Raw genomic sequence first — 16967 nt, 5'->3', positions numbered from 1 at the left:
TGGTACCCGGCGGGGCCCCCGCCCCGCCCCCGAGGCCGGAGCCGCTCACACCCCCGCCTTTCAGCTCGGGACGTCGGCAGCGCCTTCGAGGTGCTCCGTGAGTTGCCCGAGCGTGCTCCATGCCTCCGCGTCGGTGCCGTCACCCAGCGGGTAGTGGAAGGCAGGCGCGGCCGCCGGGCCGAGCCGGACCGGGCGGAGGCCGAGGGGCGGTCGACCGGCTCGCGCAAGGCCGGTGTCACGCACGCCGGAGGACCCGAGGGTGAAGGAGACGGGGACGGGCGGCGCCTCGAAACACGGGGAGACGGTCAGCTCGCGGTCGCCCCGGCGGAGTGAGACGAGCATGGTCACCAGGTCGTGTCCGGTGACCAGCGTGCGCGCCAGCGCCTCGACGGAGTGCAGGGGCGGCTCCTCGTCGGCCGCGTAGCCCACCGCGAAGGTCACGTCTTCGGCCACGCCGGACGCGGTGCGGGTGACCCGCAGGGAGGCGAGGGCGGGCCGGTCGGGGTGGCCGACCGCGAGCAGATGACTTGCCCCGGGCGCGCGGTCGCGTGCCAGGTCCGTCAGTTGGCGGGTGGACCAGGGCAGGTTGACGGGTTCGGCGGTGCCCCAGCCGGCTGGACGCGTACCGGTCAGGTGCTGCCAGATCTCCTCCAGACCGCGGCCGAGCACCAGGCCCGCGTCGGCCTCGTGATGGGCACGGAAGGAGACCAGGAGTTGGTGCTCGGCGACCCGCGCGGCGGCCGTCGCCGTGAAGGCCTCGGCCACGGCGGTCTCCCCGTCTTCCGTGCGGGCGGGCGCGAAGGTGCCGTCCTGCCAGCGCAGCACGGCGCCCGAGAGGCCGTCGTAATAGCCGCAGTCGGGGTGTTGGACGACCCAGCGGTTGGGGGCTCCGGTCAGCGCGGTACGCAGGGGCAGGCTGAGGCGTACGTGCGGTGGCGTGACGATGTGCAGGGCGCGGCCGGAGGCCGTTGTGGCGCGCAGGATCTGCGACAGCCAGGCGGTCAGCGGGATGACGGGGCGGTCGGCGATGACGACGGCGGTCGAGTCGGTGAGGACGTCGACGGCGGGGAGGTTCCCGGCGGGTTCCGGGTGCGCCGAGACCTCGTCGCCCAGAGGTGTCCCGACGACGTCGAGGCTCGCCGCGTCCGGGGGCCACACGGTGCCGCCGAGCAGGGTGCTCAGCCGTCCGCAGAGGGAGCCGGCGAGCCGGTCGGCCTCGGGCACGGCGGTTGTCGCCCGTGCCTCGGTCCACCAGAACGGCACGTCGGGCACCGGCGCCTCGGAGCCGAGGAGCCGCTGCGCTTCACCGGGGACCTGGACGAGGAGCGGCGCCTCGACGGAAACCAGGGGACGGCCGGCCGCGGTGCGCAGCTGGATGACCGCACCGTCGTGCTCGGTGCCGATGCCGAGATCGGGGCCGCCCGCGTGCAGGGCCGCGAGCAGCGCCGGTGCGTCGGGCATCTTGTGGCTGAGGGCTATGACGTCTTTGGTCACGGTGTTCCTGTTCCGAAGGCCGCGCCGGGGGTGCCGTCGGTCTCGTGGCTGAGGGCGGTCTGCATGAGCTGGTGGCGACGTCCTCGGCGGACGAGAGTGCCGCGGCCGGGGGGCTGGGGCGAGGCGTACAGACCGGGGAAGAGCTGGCCTTCGGTGCGGTCGCCGGTCATGAGGAGGGCCGTGGTTCCGGTTTCGCGCAGAGTGGTGAGGAAGGGCTCGTACAGGGCGCGGGAGGACCCGGCGACGCGGCGGGCGACGATGAAGTGCAGGCCGATGTCCTGGGCGGAGGAGACGTATGGGACGAAAGGTGCGAGGGGCTGCTGTCCCGCCGTGGTGAGGATGTCGTAGTCGTCGACGAGGATGACGATGCGCGGGCCGCTGAAGGCGGGTTCGAGGGTGTCGGCGTCGGGGTCGGCGGTTTCCGGCAGGCGCTTCTCGAGTTCGCCGGCGATTCCGGTGGCCAGGGCCTGGGCGAGCTTGGCGTTGTGCGCGTAGCCACCCCGGTAGGGCTCGGGGATGACGCCGCGCAGCCCGCGGCGCGGGTCGAAGACGCCGAAGACGAGCTCGCTGTCGCTGTGGCGGGCGGTGAGCTGACGGGATATGTGCTTGAGCAGGTTGGTCTTGCCGCATTCGTTGTCGCCGAGGATCAGCAGATGCTGGTCCTGGCCGAAGAGGTCCAGCAGGACCGGCGCGAGAGCATCCTGGTCCACCCCGAGAGGGATGCCCGGGGGCTCGTCCGAGGGCGCGGTGAGCTGTGCGGCGGGCAGTTGGGTGGGCAGGACGCGGACGGGCGCGGCGAGTTCGCCGTGCCAGGTGGCGCGGATGGTGCGCGCCGCGTCCTCCAGGGCCGAGCCGAGGTCGGCGGTGGACGGCGTGCTGTCGATGCGCGGCAGTGCCGTCTGGGCGAAGAGCTTCGCCTCGGTCAGGACCCGGCCCGGGGTGTCGGGCGTGAGGGTCTCGGCCAGTTTGCGGTCGATGCTGGAGTCGGCCGGGTCGTTGAGGCGCAACTCGCTGCGGCTGCCGAACATGGACTGGGTGGCGATGCGCACGTCGTTCCAGCGCAGCATGCCCGCGACGACGTGGATGCCGTAGCCGCCGCCGCGCTTGAGGAGGTCGGCCACGTCGTCGTCGAGCTCGTTGAACTCGTCACGCAGGGCGCCGAAGCCGTCGACGAGCAACACGATGTCGGTGGAGGTCAGTTCGGGCACGCGCCCCTGGGCCCGCAGGTGACGGAGCTGGTCGACGGAGTCGATGCCGTGGGTGCGGAAGAGCGTCTCGCGCTCGTTCAGCATGGTGCGGACCTCGGCGACGGTGCGGGCGGCGCGTTCGTGGTCGGCGCGCCCGGCGATGCCGCCGACGTGCGGCAGCCCGGCCAGCGAGCCGAGTCCGCCACCCGCCAGGTCGAGCCCGTAGATGCCGACTTCGGCGGGGGTGTGCGTCAGGGCTAGGGACAGGGCGAGGGTGCGCAGCAGCGTGGTCTTGCCGGACTGCGGGCCGCCGATGATGGCGGCGTGTCCTCCCGCCGCGGTCAGGTCGAGGATCCAGCGGCCCTGCCACTGCTTCTCCGGGTCGTCGAGGGTGCCCAGGGGGACGCGCATCGCCCCGCCGCCCGTGCTGGGCGTGCCCGGCGCGAGGTGGAGTCCGCGCTCGGACGCGGTGAGGGGGCCTGCTGCCGCGTCCAGGGTGAGAGTGCCGGGAAGCGGGGGCAGCCAGATGCGGCGTACGGGCGGGGCGGCAGCGCAGAGTTGGCCGACCATGGTCGACATGACGGTGGGGCCGGTCTCACGTTCCCGCATCGCGGGTTGTTCGGCCGTGTCGACGCCGGCTGTCTGCGGTGCCGTGCTGTAGGTCGGATACGTGTGCACCAGTGGCTTGTCACCGTCGTCCGCCTCGACCGAGGGGCCGCGGTAGGCCCCGGAGACGTATCCGGCCTTGAAGCGCTGATAAGTCGATGTGTCGACCTTGAGGTAGCCGAAGCCCGGCAGCGGCGGCAGCTGGAAGGCGTCCACCGTGTCCAGCACGGTGCGCGACTCGTCCGCGGAGAAGGTGCGCAGCCCGAGCCGGTAGGAGAGGTAGGTCTCCAGCCCCTTGAGCTTGCCGGACTCGATGCGCTGGCTGGACAGCAGCAGGTGCACGCCGATGGAGCGGCCGATCCGTCCGATGGACAGGAACAGATCGATGAAGTCCGGCTTGGCGGTGAGCAGTTCACCGAACTCGTCGATGACCACGAAGAGGTGCGGCAGGGCCTCGAGCTCGGGGCGTCGGGCGCGCAGTGCCGCGTAGTGCCCGATGTCGGCGACGTTCCCGGCGTCCTTGAGTACCTGCTGGCGGCGTTTGACCTCGCCGGCGAGGCTGGTGTGGACCCGCTCGACGAGGCCGGCCTGGTTCTCCAGGTTGGTGATGACCCCGGCGACATGCGGGAGCCCCGTGAAGGGGGCGAAGGTGGCGCCGCCCTTGTAGTCGACGAGGACCATCGCCAGATCCTCGGGCGAGTGGGTGGCCGTCAACGCGAGGACCAGGGTGCGCAGCAACTCGCTCTTGCCGGAACCGGTGGCGCCGACACACAGCCCGTGGGGTCCCATGCCGAGTTCGGAGGACTCCTTGAGGTCCAGCAGAACGGGATCGTGCCGGTCGTTGAGGCCGATGGGCACGCGCAGGAAGTCCCGCTCACCGCGAGGCGCCCACAGCCTGGTGAGATCGAGGTCGGCCGGGTCGCCGATGCCCAGCAGCTCGGGGAAGTCGACGGGACCCGAGATCGGTGTGCCGTCGGCCGCGGACTCGGCGGACAGCCTGAGCGGGGCGAGCACGCGGGCGAGCCCTTCGGCTCCCGGGACGCTCAGCTCGTCCGAGCTGCCCCGGCCGGGGGCCGCGTCCGGGGTACGCAGGTCCTCGACGACGACCTGTCCGTCGTCGACGACGGTGATGCGCACGCTCACTTCGTCCGGTTCGTGGATCTGTTCCGCGAGCAGGTGCAGCACGGTGACGCCCATGTCGGGCAGCCCCACCGCGGCATCGGGGCGGGGCAGTTCGTCGGCCGTCTTCCCATAGGTGTCACTGACCACGAGAAGACGGTCGCTGAGCTTCAGGGCGTCCTTCCCGGACAGGCCGCGGCGCACCTCCGCGGCGTAGGAGGAGCGGCGGCGCAGGTCGGCTGCACCGTGCCGGGCCAGCTCCGTGAGGCTCGGGGCGATCCGCCGGGCGGCGACAGGGCCCTCACTCGCCGGTGCGTCCAGGACGTGGGGCAGCCACTTGGCCCACTCCCACGCCTCCAGCCGATCGCCGGGCACACCGAGAGCGATGGCCACGTCGTCCGGGGCGTGGGTGACGGCGGTCTGGGCGAGCAGGGCTCGGGTGACCCGCAGCACCCCGTCGCGGTCGCCGACGATGCTGACGTTCCCCGCGCGGTCGAGTGCGGCGGTGAGGGGGAAGTCCGTCGTGGTGGCGAACCGGTGCTGCAGCGCGCGGGCTTCGTTGAGCATGAACGGGTCGGGCGGGGTGAGGACTCCGCTGCCCGAGTTCTGTTCGATGTCCAGATCCTGCACCGGCACGTCCCCGGTGCCCAGACGCACCCGCAGGAAGTCGGTGTCCGCACGCCGGCGCTCCCACAGGCGGGCCGGATCGCGCACGAGGTCGTAGAGCGCGAGCGGCGGAGGGTTCAACAGCCGGGCCTGGGCCCGTAGTTCACGTTCGACGGCACCGAGCTCCTCGCGCTGCTCCTCCAGGTACTCCAGATAGCGCTCCCGCTGGGTACGCCGGGTGCGCTGGGCCTTGCCCCGCTGGGACAGGAACAGCGCCACCGCTCCGAGGAGGGCGAAGACCAGCACGATCGCGCCGACAGCCGCGAACTGGCTGTTCCGGATGATCGTCATCATCACGACCGACCCCATGACGCCCGCCATGGGGAGCAGCGAGGTGGCGGCGTTGCCCGTCTTGCCCTCGGGCAGGTTCGGGGGCGGCTCGATGGTGCGCCGGGTGGCGCCCGGAAGGGGCCGGGTCGAGCGGGCCGGCCGGTGGACGAGGTGCTGGGTCATCGCACCCGCACCGCCCGCCGCATCGCCTCGGCCGCCAGCTCGACGGCCGCCTCGGTGGAAGTCTGGCCGAGCATGCCGGTGTGGATGGGGCCTCCTTGGGCCAGATGCCGGTCGTAGGGCAGCGGCACGACGCTGACCCCGGTTTCCCGTAGGTGGGCGGCGGCGGTCTTGAGGTCGAGCGTCATGTCGGGCGAGTTGGCGGTGAGCGCCACCACGGTGGTGGCGAGCGCGGAGTGGGGCAGCTGGGCGAGCCAGTCCAGGACGACCCTGGTGCCGTTGACGCCCTCGGCGGTCATGGGGGCGACCACGACCCGTGCATGGGCCGTGTCCATGGCGGTGCGGGCCACCTCACCGGGGAGGGTCTCGCAGTCCACCACGGACACGGCGAAGTAGCGGCGCAGCGCCAGGGTCACGGCCCGGTACGTCGGCACGTCCAGCGGTGCGCCGACCCTCCCCTGGCTCGCGGGCAGCAGCCATCCGCCGTCCGCGACGGGGACCAGATAGCCGGTGACGTCGGTGAGCTGCATGGCCGGGCTGAGGATGCGGGCGAGATCGGCGCACGCCCAGCGCACCGACTCGGCCCCGAGCCGCACCGGCAGTGTGCCGAGCGCGCCGTCCGCCTCCAGCGCGAGCACCGGGTCGTGGCGATAGTGGGTGAACGTACGGGCAAGGAGTGCCGACACCGTGGACTTGCCGACCCCGCCCCGGATGGAGGTGACGGCGACGACACGCCCTGTGGTGACCGGCTGCTGCACCTCGTGGGCGAGCCGTGTCAGCTCGGCGACCTCGCGTCCGGCGGAGGCGGTGAGCTTGCGCAACGAACGGCCCGTGCGCCGCACCACGGAGTCGCCGTGCTGAGGGCCGCCGAGGGCGAGGGCGAGCCGAGGGTCGACGGTGGGGACAGGCTCAGGGGCCGGCATGGAGATCCGAGGATCGCGAACACCGCGAGGCATCGGCGCGGCCCCCTGACCGTAGCCGTGGGCGGTCGAAGGAGGGGACGATCGCCGTCCGGCATCCTCCGCGTCGGCAGTACGAGTACGCGGCGTCACGGAACCCTCGGCGGGGCTCTCCACCGTCACGGGGTGGGCGAGCCGCAGCCGCGCGGTCGGCTCGCCGGCGGGCGTACCGTCGGTCGGCTTGCCGCCGTTCGTACCGCCCTCCACCCTCAACTCCCGCAACAGATCCCGCTGCCAGTCAGCTTCAGACATGGGACCCGCCCCTACGCGAAGGTGTCGAGCAGTCGCCCGTACACGCCGAAGACCCCGAGCACCAACGGCAACAAGGAGATCACTCCCACCGACTCCATCAGGTCACCCGCACGCCGCAGCCGCACCCGTACGTGCTCGGCGGGACGCACCGCCAGGGCCATCAACGGCAGTACGACGAGCATCCCGAGGACGGCCATCGCGCCGGCGGAGGCGTCGGAGCGCTCCAGCCACACCACGATCAGTCGGACAGCGACGACCGCCGCACACGCAAGCAGCGCGACGACCTCTCCCGTCAGGGGGAAGGCACGGGACCGCAGCCCCAGTACCAGGGTGACGGCGACGCCCAGCAACACCGTCCACACCGTCACTTCGCGCAACACCAGCACACCGGCCGCCGCGGCGGAGGCCGCGACGACGACGGAGGCGCACACCAGCCCTCGATGCGTGGCCGCCAACGCCGTGCTCACCCGGTACCGGCTCACCGATGCTCCGCCCGTACGCCGGTCGTCCAGTCCCGACAGTCCGGACGCCATCAGCGCGAGGCGGGGAAGCAGCCCCAGTACCACCAACGACACGGCGGCCAGCGCCGCCCCGACCCGAGCCTGCTCACTCACACCGTCCGCGCCCGCCTGAGCGGCGAGGGCAACCTGCCAGGCCACGACACAGGCGGTGGCCGCCGCCGCGCCGAACAGGGCGCCACGCCCCAGCGGCGAAAACCATCCCAGCAACAGCAGGGTCACAACAACGGCACCGGCCACACCGGCGAACCGCAGGGCGCCTGCCCAGTCGTACGCGTCGCCGAGCGTCCAGGCGCCGAGCACGGCCAGGCCCCCGCCGGCACCGATCAGAGTGACGGCGACATCGCGTCGCCGCGTCCGTCCGAGCAGCGCGCCGATCACAGCGGCCACCGCGGCGGCACCGAGCGCACCGCCGCCCACGGCCGACAGCTCGAACTGCCCCCGAGCCAGCACCACCGCGGTCAACGCCCAGAAGACGGTGAACAGCCCCGTGACCACCGACCGGGCCCGGGCACCCCACCGCCACGCCCGGACGTCCAGGTCCTCGGCGGCCTCATCGCTGACGTCATGCACCACGGGTGCCGACGGAGCGTCCTCCGCCCGCACCAACCGCAACACCGCACCGTCGACGACGCCCGCCGACTCCAACGTGCCGTCCTGCGCCAGCGCCGACCCGTCCGTGGTCACCAGATGCCGCAGCTCCGGTCGAGCCCCCACCTGATCGCCCAGCAGCCGCAAGACCTCGGGCAGCAGCAGCCCGACCGGTTCCTGGGACGGGAGCACGAGATCCACTCGCCGCCGCTCACCCACCAAGGTGATCCGGCTCAACGCCGTCCGCCTCGTGGCGTTCGCACCGTCCGTGCGGCTCAAGTCCCCCGCAGATATCACGTGTTCGAACCTATCATCGAGAAGAATGCGCGCTGGAGGGCGAGGGAGGGGGTGGAGTAGAGGGCACGGAAGTCCCATAGGGACTCTTCCCGATAAGCCGGTGCGAGACGAATGACCACCCCACGCACCCGGCACACAGCACCGCGGCGATCACCACCCCGGCAAACACCTTCCCCAACCGCTCGTCGACGGTGCGCCGTTGCCGCAGAGCACCAAACAAAAGAGCATCCCGAAGCCGCCGACGCCGAACCGACACCGACTCCAACAGCTGACTGTCGTAATCCTGGGCTGACATCACATGGGCTCACAGACGTCTACACATGGGCTGCAACGTTCGCTGCAGGTTCGAGAAGGGACGGAGCGAGGCCCTATGAGTTCTTTCGTGTGACCATTTTGACGAAGGCGTTCGCCTCCGTCTCTGAAATCTCGACGTGGTCGTCATCGTTGTGCCCCAACTCATACAAGCGCAAATACTCAGTCGGTTCCCAGCGCAGGTTGCGAGTGAACACCTCGTCGGAGGTGTTCACTCCTCCCCCAAGACGGGGGGCAGTGCGCCGACGCACCAGCCCCATGGGGTTACTGCGTGGATAATCGTCACTGACCAGAGCAAAGTAGGTCGTACTGTCGACAGGTGAATTGATTACCTGAATCGAGGCTCCGCGATCATTGAGCCACAGTTCAAGCTCGAGGCCAGCGATTACCCGGAGCGAGCCGTCCTCCTCCACGCGTGCCGGCCCGAAAACGCTCCCGCTGAACCCCTCTACGACAGTACGGTCGTCGAGAACCACCTCGAATGAAGTATCACGGGCCGATGCACCCCTGAGATCAGCACCTTGGAGCTCCACCTGGAGGAACCCGGCACCGTCCAATACCGAGTTGCGCAAGGAAGCCGATCGTGCGTTGACCTTCCATAGCTCGGCACTGCCCAGGTTTGCGCCTGTCAGGTCGGCCCGCTGAAGGGACGTGTCTCTGATGTCGGCCTTCACCAGGGAGGAGTTGGCGAGGTCGGCACCATCAAGTACCGCCAGCGCGAGATTCGCTCGATACAGATCCGTGCCGATCAGCCTGGCGTTGCTCAGGTCGGTTTCGATGAGCAGGGACGTCGCCAGATCGGTGCCGGACAGGTCGGCATGGGACAGGTCGAGTCCCGATGCGTCCAAGGTGACGTTCTCGTCGGCTGAGTCGGACCACGCCCGCAAGGCCTCAGCCGCTTCAGGGGCGGGCGGCATGAGCCGGACTCTCCGGTGGAAGTCACGGATACCAGACAACTCGATCACTCCACCCGTGCTGTTCGACCATCGCCTTGAGATCGTCGATCGCGGCTTGGTTTGCATTGCGTACATCGAGGATAACCGTGCGATCCTTGACGTCAATCTGCTTCCCGATCCTGCGCACCCAGGACTCATTGTTGGCGGGGTCGTACGCGTCCTTGTACGGCAGCGACTTGTCGCGAACATTGTTATACGGCGGCCAATCGGAGTGGACGCCCTTGATGTCGTAGTAGGTTTCCGCACTCGGCGAGTAGAGGTCGCCCTGATTGGCGGCCGGCGGCCGTTGGATATCAGGCGGAAGCTTCCCGCTCTCACGCATGTCCAAAGCCAAACGCGCTTCGTCCATCTCCGATTCTTTGACCACGCCCTTATGGTCCGGGTCATGTTTCAGCCAGTCGAAGTCCTCGAGGTGCCGCTCGGCCAATTCGTGCAGACGTGCGTCGTGCAGCGAACGTTCGGCTTCGGTCAACTCAGGAGGTGGGCCATTGCCGTGAACAGACTGATCACTATGACGGCCGAGCCCCGTACCACCGTCATGCAGCGGCGGATGGGCAGTGGGAAGTTCATGGGTTAGGTCGATCGAAACATCGCCATGAGGCGCGGGGACCTGATCGAACAGCTCATTCTGCTGGTCATTGATGGCGCGGAGTTCATCACCGGTGACGCCAGGCAGTCTGCCCTTCTCGTAGAGTACGTGCGTTTCCATCTTGGCGACGAAACTTTCCGGCGTGTGGAACTGCACCTCGAAGACCCGTCCGCTCGCGGGATCTCGCCAAGTAGAATTTATGCCCTTGTATCCGGGACTGCCCCAAGTGTTCTTGAAGGTGACGTTCTCAAATCCCCTTGCACGCAATGTGTCCACTGCGTTTTGAACACCGTGCACGTACCCTTGGGCCGGGAATTCAACCGTATAGCGAATCGAGTCCCGGATGTGGCCGAGAACTTCCTCCGGCAACATGTTGGATTTACGCAGCAGATCTGTGGCAAGCTTCCGCTTGAGTGAATCTTCTCCCTTGAGGCGGTAATCCAGGCCGATCATGCGTCCGTCATCAACGCTGCGCGTGATCTGCTGGAGCGTGTCGGTGATCCGTGGCTCGGCTTCAGCAGACTGACGCAAGAAGTCGTCGGCCGCCGCGTTCGCGTCCTGCGGCAGGCGCAGACCGCTCTCTCCTGCCCACGATCCATCCGGAAGGTTGCCACGCGGTGACTCCGGCGCGGTGACTCCGGCGGGCGCGTCGTTCGCACCGGTCGGTGAGGCAGCACCCCCCTCGTGGTGCGTTCCTGCCCCGTCGTGCCCAGACGTGCCGTGCTCTCCCCCACTGGTACCGGCGCCGTCGTGGCTCCCGGCGCCGCCAGGCACGTGATCGCCGTTGCCCGGCCCTGCGGGGTGACCCGACCCAGGATTCTGGTGGCCGGCGGACGGGCCATGGGTGAATCCGCCGGACGGGCCATGGGGTCGGTGGGACGCCGCGCCACCCGCAGCATCGCGACCCGCACCGCCACCGATGTGGTCACCGGGCCGTCCAGCGGTCTCGCCCGCGCCGTCTCCTGCTCGCGAGCCGGCCATGACCGGCTCGTGGTGCGGATCATGCACGGAGGTCACGTCGGTGTGCGTGCTGGTGTCGGCGTTGCGGGTCTTGGTGACCTCGTCGGGGAGTTGGAGGGGCTTGTGGTCGAGGTCGCGGATGGCTCCGCCCTCGTCCATGTAGGCGGGCCTGCCGTGGTTGTCGGTGAGAGGGAGCGCGCCTTCGGGCATGCCGGCGTACCGCGCCGATTGTGCGGTCGCCTCGTCAGCCAGTGTGTAGGTGGTACTGGCGGCGCCGGGGACCTTGATGCGCGCTCCGCCGGCGCCCGCACCCTTCAGGGTGTTGAAGAGGTCGCCGACCTTGAGCGCGCCGATCTTCCCCGTGTTGATGGCGTACTTGCCGCCCTTGATCGCGAACTGGCTGCCCTTGACGGCATACATGACGGGGTCGACGAGGCGGCCGGTCTTGCCCACCGCAGCGATCGCCTTGGCCGCGGCACCACTCTTGGCCGCCGCGCCCGCGCCGCCCGTGGCGATCGTGGTGATGACGTTGAAGGACACGGCTCCGGCGGCACGGGCGGGGTTCTTGCCCCACTGGTCGTAGGCGACCAGCGCCTTGCCGGTCTCCTTCACGGCCGTGCGTGAATCGCGGAGCCAGGAGGGAAGCTTGTCCCCCGGCATCGTCCAGTACGCGACACCGAGCGGGCTGAGGGTGAGGGCCAGGCCGGTCGTGAGCTTCGCCAGGCCGGTCCAGGACTTCTTCATGCCGTCCCAGCCGTCGGTACCGACGAGGCTGCCCAGGCCCTTGGCTGTGCCGACCACACCGTCCATGATGAAGCCGTCCCACACCAGGGACTTGAGGTTGTGGCGGAAGGCGGCCCAGCCGGTGTACTCACGCTCCGCGGGCGTGCCCCAGGGAAGCTCGGCCTGGTCGAGCACATCGGCCGTGTAGCCGTAGGTGGTGCAGTCCGTCCTGCCGTCGTCACTGAGGTGCAGCTGGACGCCACCGACCAACGCCATGATCTTGTTGTGGCAGGTGATCTCGGCCGCCCAGAAGGCGAGCTGGGTGGCTTTGACGTCCTCCTCGAGCTCGTTGTTGCGGTCGAGCTTGTCCTGGTCCTGGCGCCAGTCGTCGTCACCGGCGATCTCCGACCAGCAGAACTTGACGGCCTCGTCCTTGAGCCGTTCGAGCTTCGCGGCCAGCGGGCGCACCTCGGTGGCGTAGTCGCTCAGCGCGGTGGCGACCTTCTCCAGGTCGTCGGCGAAGGCATCACTCTTGTCGGCCACCGGCTTGGTGGTGGCGAAGAGGTCGTCCGCCTCCGGAGTCTCGTAGAAGGCGGCCAGTCCCTGGAAATCGGAGTGGACCAACGCACCCTCGATACGGAAGAGAGCCGCCCCGGCCGTCAGGGTGGTCGAGTTCTGTTCCAGCAGTTCGAGATCTCCGGTGAACTGGGGAATCTTCGCCGGTTCGATGGCGCCGTTCCAGCTCATCCGTGCCCGCCCGTTCCGGTGCGCGGGCGGTGGCCGCCGTTGCCGCCGGGCAGGTCTATATGAGGCTCTTTCAGGGCCCTGTTCTGTAGGTCGATGGCCATTTGCAGATCGCCCTGGTAGTAAGCCACAGCAGCATCGGCCGCCCCGTTCAGCGATTTGCCGGCGCGCCTGGCGATGTATTGCAGGTCCCTCTGCCACTGGGTGATGAACGCTCCCAGGGCGGTTGCCACCGGACCCTGCGTGCCGTCGCCCTTCTCGCCCCCCTCAACGGCCGTGCCCGCGTGCTTCGCGGCCTCCGGCAGCGTCTCCTGCACGGTCGACCCGGCCGCCGCCAGTCCGTTGGCAGCGCCCCCGGCCTTCTCCAGCACACCCCGCACCCCGGCGGGGTCAATGTCCCAAGCAGTCACGCAACAGCCCCCAATGCCTCTTGCCCCTCAATCCCCGTCACCCCGTGCCGACCGCCTGGCGGCACGGGCACCTCCTCGGCCTCAATGGCCGGATACTCAGCCGATGTTGTCGACCGCGGCCCGCGCGCGGGTGATCGTCGTCTGCGCGGTTCCGTCGTTCTTCCCCAGCGTGGTGCGGACGAGATGGATGATCTCGCGGACCTCGTGCGCGGCCTTGTTCCAGCGCACTTCCTTGCCGTGGTACTCGTCGGAGACGCCGTCGGCCTGGTAGTCGGCCATCGCGGCCTTCACCGCTTTGTCACGGTCCCCGAGCACACGCTCCAGGTGGCCGATGATCAGCTGCAGGCTGCCCTGCACCTCTCCGGAGGCACCGGTGTCGTACGAGCGGCGGTCCTGGGATGCTGCCATGACGAGAACTCCCCGTGTTCGATGTCTGGTCGGCTCGCCCGCCCCTGAGGGGCCGGGCGAGCCGGGTATGTCCGTGCTGTGGCCGGGTCAGCCGGAGAAGCGGGCGGCCTCGAAGTTGGCCAGTCCCATGTGCTGGTGGGCGTTGTCCGCCTGCTCCTGGTCACCGGAGCCGAACGCCTCGTCCATTCCGGACTGGCCACCGAGGATCGAGGTCAACGACCCGTTGAGTGCCGCGGTGATCTCGTCGGCACGGTCCTTGAAGGAGTCGAAGGTCACCTTGCCCGCCCCGTTGAACTTCCCCTCCAGCGGCTCGGCGGCCTGAATCAGCAGATGGATCAGTGTGCCGAGATCGTCGCTCGACCCCGCGGTGCTCTTGCCCAGCACCGCGAGCGTCTGGTCACCCATGTCGAACTTCATGTACCCACCCCGTAGTTCCGGCGCGCCGGCCGGGCGTTCCCCCACGCCACTCCGATCACGGCGCGCGCACGTATCACTTACGTCGCGTAGCGCATCGAACATACTCTCCCATAAGACATTGCAGGCGCAACGAAGTTGAGACCAGAGGGGCGTGATTCGGCCCACGATCATTGCGAAGCGGTTCCGCTCGGCGCCACGAGTCCCTACTGACCAGCAACAGGGCAGGTAGGCGACCGACAGAGGGCGAGAAGGCCACGTTCGGGCAGCTCACAAGTCGGCTGGAATCATGCGCTGCGTCAAGCCCACGGGTCGCTCGCGGGTCTGGGCGGGCAAACGAGGAGTGTGTTCCGCGAACGAAGAGCGCAAGAGCCACGGCCGGGCAGGGCGCGCCCGCTTGACCTTGTCGCAGCGTCAACGTTTCTACTGGGCCCATGCGGATCGGAGAGCTCGCCGGCGTTGTCGGCGTCACCACGCGTGCCATCAGGCACTACCACCATCTGGGCCTGCTGCCCGAGCCGGAGCGGCGGGCCAACGGGTATCGGTCGTACGGGCTGCGGCACGCCGTCGCGTTGGCTCGCGTCCGGCGGCTGACCGAGCTCGGGCTCGGGCTCGCCGAGGTGCGGGACGTGCTCGCGGACGACGCGGGGCGCGACCTCGCCGAGGTTCTCGCCGAGCTCGACGCGGACCTCGCCCGGCAGGAGACCGCCATCCGTGAGCGGAGGGCGCGGCTGCGGTCGCTTCTCGACGACGCCGAGCGCGGGGGGCTCACGCCCGAGGGGCCCGTCTCCCCCGAACTCGCCGACTTCTTCCGGGAGATGGAACGCGCCTCGACCGGGCGCGAGGGGGCGGAGTCGGTGATGGCCGCCAAGGACCGTGAGTTCCTCGCGTTGTTCGACACCACCGCCTCACCCGAGGACCGGGACGCCTTCCTCACCGCGCTGCGGCCGACCCTCGGTTCGCCGGGAGCGGTCGAGCGTGCCCACGCGGCGTACGAGCGGCTCGACGCGCTCGCCGGCGCCGACCTCGCGGATCCCGGCACCCGGACCGCCGTGGAGGAGGCCGCGCGGACCCTCGCCGCCGCCCTGCCCGACTCGCTCCTGACCGACCTGGGCAGCGACGGCGCCCAGGCCTTCGCGGAGGGGCGCGCGGTCCGCGACGACGGCTTCCTCGACGCCTTCTTCGCCGATTTCGCGCCCGCGCAGGCCGAGGCGGTACGCCGCGCGATGGCCTTGCTCGCGCGGCGCGGAAGGGAGACGGAATGAGGATCACCGCCGTGCCCGTACCCGTGCCTGTCCGGCGGGTCGTCGGGCATGAACTACGCGTCCTGGCCAGCCTTTTGAGGTGGCCGGCCCGGCGGGTCCACGGGGTGCGCGGACCGCACGACCGGGCCTTCGGGCACGCCCGCGACCAGGCAGCCATCATGTACGCGCTGACCTTCGTCTGTGTGGTCGAGGCGTACGGGATGTCCGTACTGCTGCGGAACTGGCCGACCCTCCACATGGTGACGCTCGTCCTCGACGTCTACGGCGTGGTCCTGATGCTCGGCATCCACGCCGCCTCCGTGACCCGGCCGCACATCCTCTCGCCCGACGCGCTCCGGGTGCGCCAGGGCGCCCACCGTGACCTGCGGATACCGCTGGCGGTGGTCGCCGGCGTACGTGCGGAGCGGCTGTTCACGCACGAGCCCGCCGCAGGGGTGCTCGACCTGCCGGTGGCCTCGACCACCTCGCTCACCCTGGAGCTGACCGAGCCGGTCACCGCCGTCGGCTTCCTGGGCGGGCGGCGCGAGGTGACGACGGTACGGCTGCACGCGGACGAGCCCGCGCTGCTCCTCGCCGCCCTGCGCGAACGGCTCGCCCGCCCTCACGCCGGCGCGAACTGAACCTTTGCCGTGCCGGGGTCCGCCTGGGTGAGGCGGACCCGTAGGCGCTCTCCCAGGGGCAGCTTCGTCGAGTCGCTCTCGATGCGGGCCACCACCGCGGGATCGGTCAACTGCACCGTGCCGACCGACGGTTCGCCGTCCTTCACGTCCACCACCACCGCGTCGAAGATCTCGCCGACCCGGCCCCTGAGCAGCGCGGCCTCGACGATGTCCACGCACTCGCGCTCCACGGTGTTGCCGCGCCGGGTGCCGTCCGCCATCTCCTTGGGCAGCCGGTCGAGGGCGGCGAGCACCCACTCCGGGGGCGGTTCGTCCGCGCAGGCCGCGAGGCAGAGCTCGGAGGCGTACCGGTCGACGAGGCGGCGCAGCGGGGCGGTGCAGTGCGCGTACGGGGCCGCGACGGCGGCGTGGGTCGTGAGCTCGGGGATCCGCCCGCCCGCGAACGCGGTGTAGCCCGCGCCGCGCAGCAGCGTCGTGCACTCCTGGAGGAAGGCGGCGTGGTGCGGGTGGCGCGGGTCGAGGGATCGTACGAGCTGTGCGTACGAGACGTGGTGCGGCCAGTCGATCCGCAGGGCGGCCGCGGTGCGGCGCAGCCGGGCGACGGCGCCGTCCGGGGCGGTCGGCAGGGTCCGCAGGATGCCGGTGCCCGAAGCGATCATGAGGTCGGCGGCGGCCATGCCGGTGAGGAGGGAGATCTGCGCGTTCCAGCCGTCGGCGGGGTGCGGGGCGCGGAAGGCGAGTTCGTACGTCCCGTCGCGCTCGACGATCTCCTGCTCGGGGACGTCCAGGGAGATGCCGCCGCGGTCGACCTCCTGCTGTTCGCGCAGGGCGCCGATGACGGCGAGGAGCGCGAGGGGCTCTTCGGCCGTGCCGCCGTCGACGGCCTTCTGCACGCCTTCGTAGTCGAGCTTGGCCCGGCTGCGGACGAGGGCGCGGCGCACGTCGGTGCGCTCGGTGCGGCCGTCCGTGTCGAGGTCGATGGTCCACAGGACGGCGGGGCAGGTCTGGCCGGGCAGGAGGCTGGCGGCGCCCTCGCTGAGGGCGGTGGGGTGCAGGGGCACCTTCTCGTCGGGGAAGTAGAGCGTGGTGACGCGGCGGTGCGCCTCGGCGTCGAGCGGGCCGCCGGGCGTGACGTACGCGGCGACGTCGGCGATCGCGTACGACACACGGAAGCCGCCGCCGTCACGGCGCGCCAGGTGCATGGCCTGGTCGAGGTCGACGGAGGTGGGCGGGTCGACGGTGAAGAGGGGCAGGTCGGTGGCGTCGTACGCCGGCAGCCGGGGGGAGGCGGCGGCGCGGGCCGCTTCCGCGAGGACGTCGGCGGGGAATTCTTCCGGTACGTCGAGTTCCGTACGCAGGGCGCGCAGGGCGGCCCGCAAGGGGGCGGCCTCGGCGGCGCCGGTCACGCGGAGGTGGCGGCGGGGCAT

At 70.2% G+C, this 16967-nt stretch carries 13 protein-coding genes; 2 read left to right on the top strand and 11 right to left on the bottom strand.

Translation table 11 applies throughout. The features are described 5' to 3' along the window. Positions 1-60 precede the first annotated feature (60 nt). The 10 genes from ACZ6CV_RS02010 to ACZ6CV_RS01965 all read right to left on the bottom strand — a co-directional run bounded on the left by ACZ6CV_RS02010 (position 61) and on the right by ACZ6CV_RS01965 (position 13658). Entirely contained in the window at positions 61-1494 is a 1434-nt protein-coding gene (locus ACZ6CV_RS02010) for a DUF6177 family protein (RefSeq protein ID WP_469248877.1), read from the bottom strand. Further along, positions 1491-5525: a type VII secretion protein EccCb gene (eccCb, locus tag ACZ6CV_RS02005; RefSeq protein ID WP_469248875.1), complete on the bottom strand. Its 4035-nt coding sequence runs from the start codon at positions 5523-5525 to the stop codon at positions 1491-1493. The genes ACZ6CV_RS02010 and eccCb overlap by 4 nt, the downstream gene beginning before the upstream one ends. Continuing rightward, a complete protein-coding gene (locus ACZ6CV_RS02000) occupies positions 5522-6733 on the bottom strand; it encodes a hypothetical protein (RefSeq protein ID WP_469248873.1) in 1212 nt (403 codons plus the stop codon). Before ACZ6CV_RS02000 ends, eccCb begins: the two co-directional genes overlap by 4 nt. Positions 6734-6744: 11 nt before the next feature. Then, complete coding sequence (eccD, locus tag ACZ6CV_RS01995) at positions 6745-8217, bottom strand: type VII secretion integral membrane protein EccD (RefSeq protein ID WP_469248871.1); 1473 nt, start codon at positions 8215-8217, stop codon at positions 6745-6747. Then, positions 8153-8434 (bottom strand): hypothetical protein, encoded by a 282-nt coding sequence (locus tag ACZ6CV_RS01990; RefSeq protein ID WP_469248865.1) that lies wholly within the window; start codon positions 8432-8434, stop codon positions 8153-8155. The genes eccD and ACZ6CV_RS01990 overlap by 65 nt, the downstream gene beginning before the upstream one ends. Before the next feature lie 73 nt (positions 8435-8507). Continuing rightward, positions 8508-9368 carry a pentapeptide repeat-containing protein gene (locus ACZ6CV_RS01985; RefSeq protein ID WP_469248864.1) on the bottom strand — a complete coding sequence of 287 codons (861 nt, stop codon included), beginning with the start codon at positions 9366-9368 and terminating at the stop codon, positions 8508-8510. A 22-nt stretch (positions 9369-9390) separates the two neighbouring features. Then, positions 9391-12426: a hypothetical protein gene (locus ACZ6CV_RS01980; RefSeq protein WP_469248862.1), complete on the bottom strand. Its 3036-nt coding sequence runs from the start codon at positions 12424-12426 to the stop codon at positions 9391-9393. Next, positions 12423-12833 (bottom strand): DUF6507 family protein, encoded by a 411-nt coding sequence (locus ACZ6CV_RS01975; RefSeq protein WP_469248861.1) that lies wholly within the window; start codon positions 12831-12833, stop codon positions 12423-12425. The genes ACZ6CV_RS01980 and ACZ6CV_RS01975 overlap by 4 nt, the downstream gene beginning before the upstream one ends. 96 nt (positions 12834-12929) lie before the next feature. Continuing rightward, the gene (locus ACZ6CV_RS01970) at positions 12930-13241 is read right to left on the bottom strand and encodes a pore-forming ESAT-6 family protein (RefSeq protein WP_355817408.1); all 312 of its coding nucleotides are present in this window, start codon (positions 13239-13241) and stop codon (positions 12930-12932) included. Between the two features lie 87 nt (positions 13242-13328). Continuing rightward, complete coding sequence (locus tag ACZ6CV_RS01965; protein WP_469248860.1) at positions 13329-13658, bottom strand: hypothetical protein; 330 nt, start codon at positions 13656-13658, stop codon at positions 13329-13331. A gap of 431 nt (positions 13659-14089) precedes the next feature. Here ACZ6CV_RS01965 and ACZ6CV_RS01960 point away from each other — a divergent pair, with 431 nt between their 5' ends. Both ACZ6CV_RS01960 and ACZ6CV_RS01955 read left to right on the top strand, forming a co-directional pair. Further along, entirely contained in the window at positions 14090-14920 is an 831-nt protein-coding gene (locus ACZ6CV_RS01960) for a MerR family transcriptional regulator (protein ID WP_469248859.1), read from the top strand. Beyond that, complete coding sequence (locus ACZ6CV_RS01955) at positions 14917-15540, top strand: hypothetical protein (protein WP_469248857.1); 624 nt, start codon at positions 14917-14919, stop codon at positions 15538-15540. Before ACZ6CV_RS01960 ends, ACZ6CV_RS01955 begins: the two co-directional genes overlap by 4 nt. On the opposite strand, the gene ACZ6CV_RS01950 is transcribed toward ACZ6CV_RS01955, so the two are convergent. Then, positions 15522-16967: an RNB domain-containing ribonuclease gene (locus tag ACZ6CV_RS01950; RefSeq protein ID WP_469248855.1), complete on the bottom strand. Its 1446-nt coding sequence runs from the start codon at positions 16965-16967 to the stop codon at positions 15522-15524. The two genes, ACZ6CV_RS01955 and ACZ6CV_RS01950, sit on opposite strands and share 19 nt — an antisense overlap.

This window comes from Streptomyces sp. NPDC041713 (assembly GCF_055591085.1).
The sequence above is the reverse complement of the archived record's forward strand: the minus strand, read 5'-3'. Positions and strand labels throughout refer to the sequence as shown.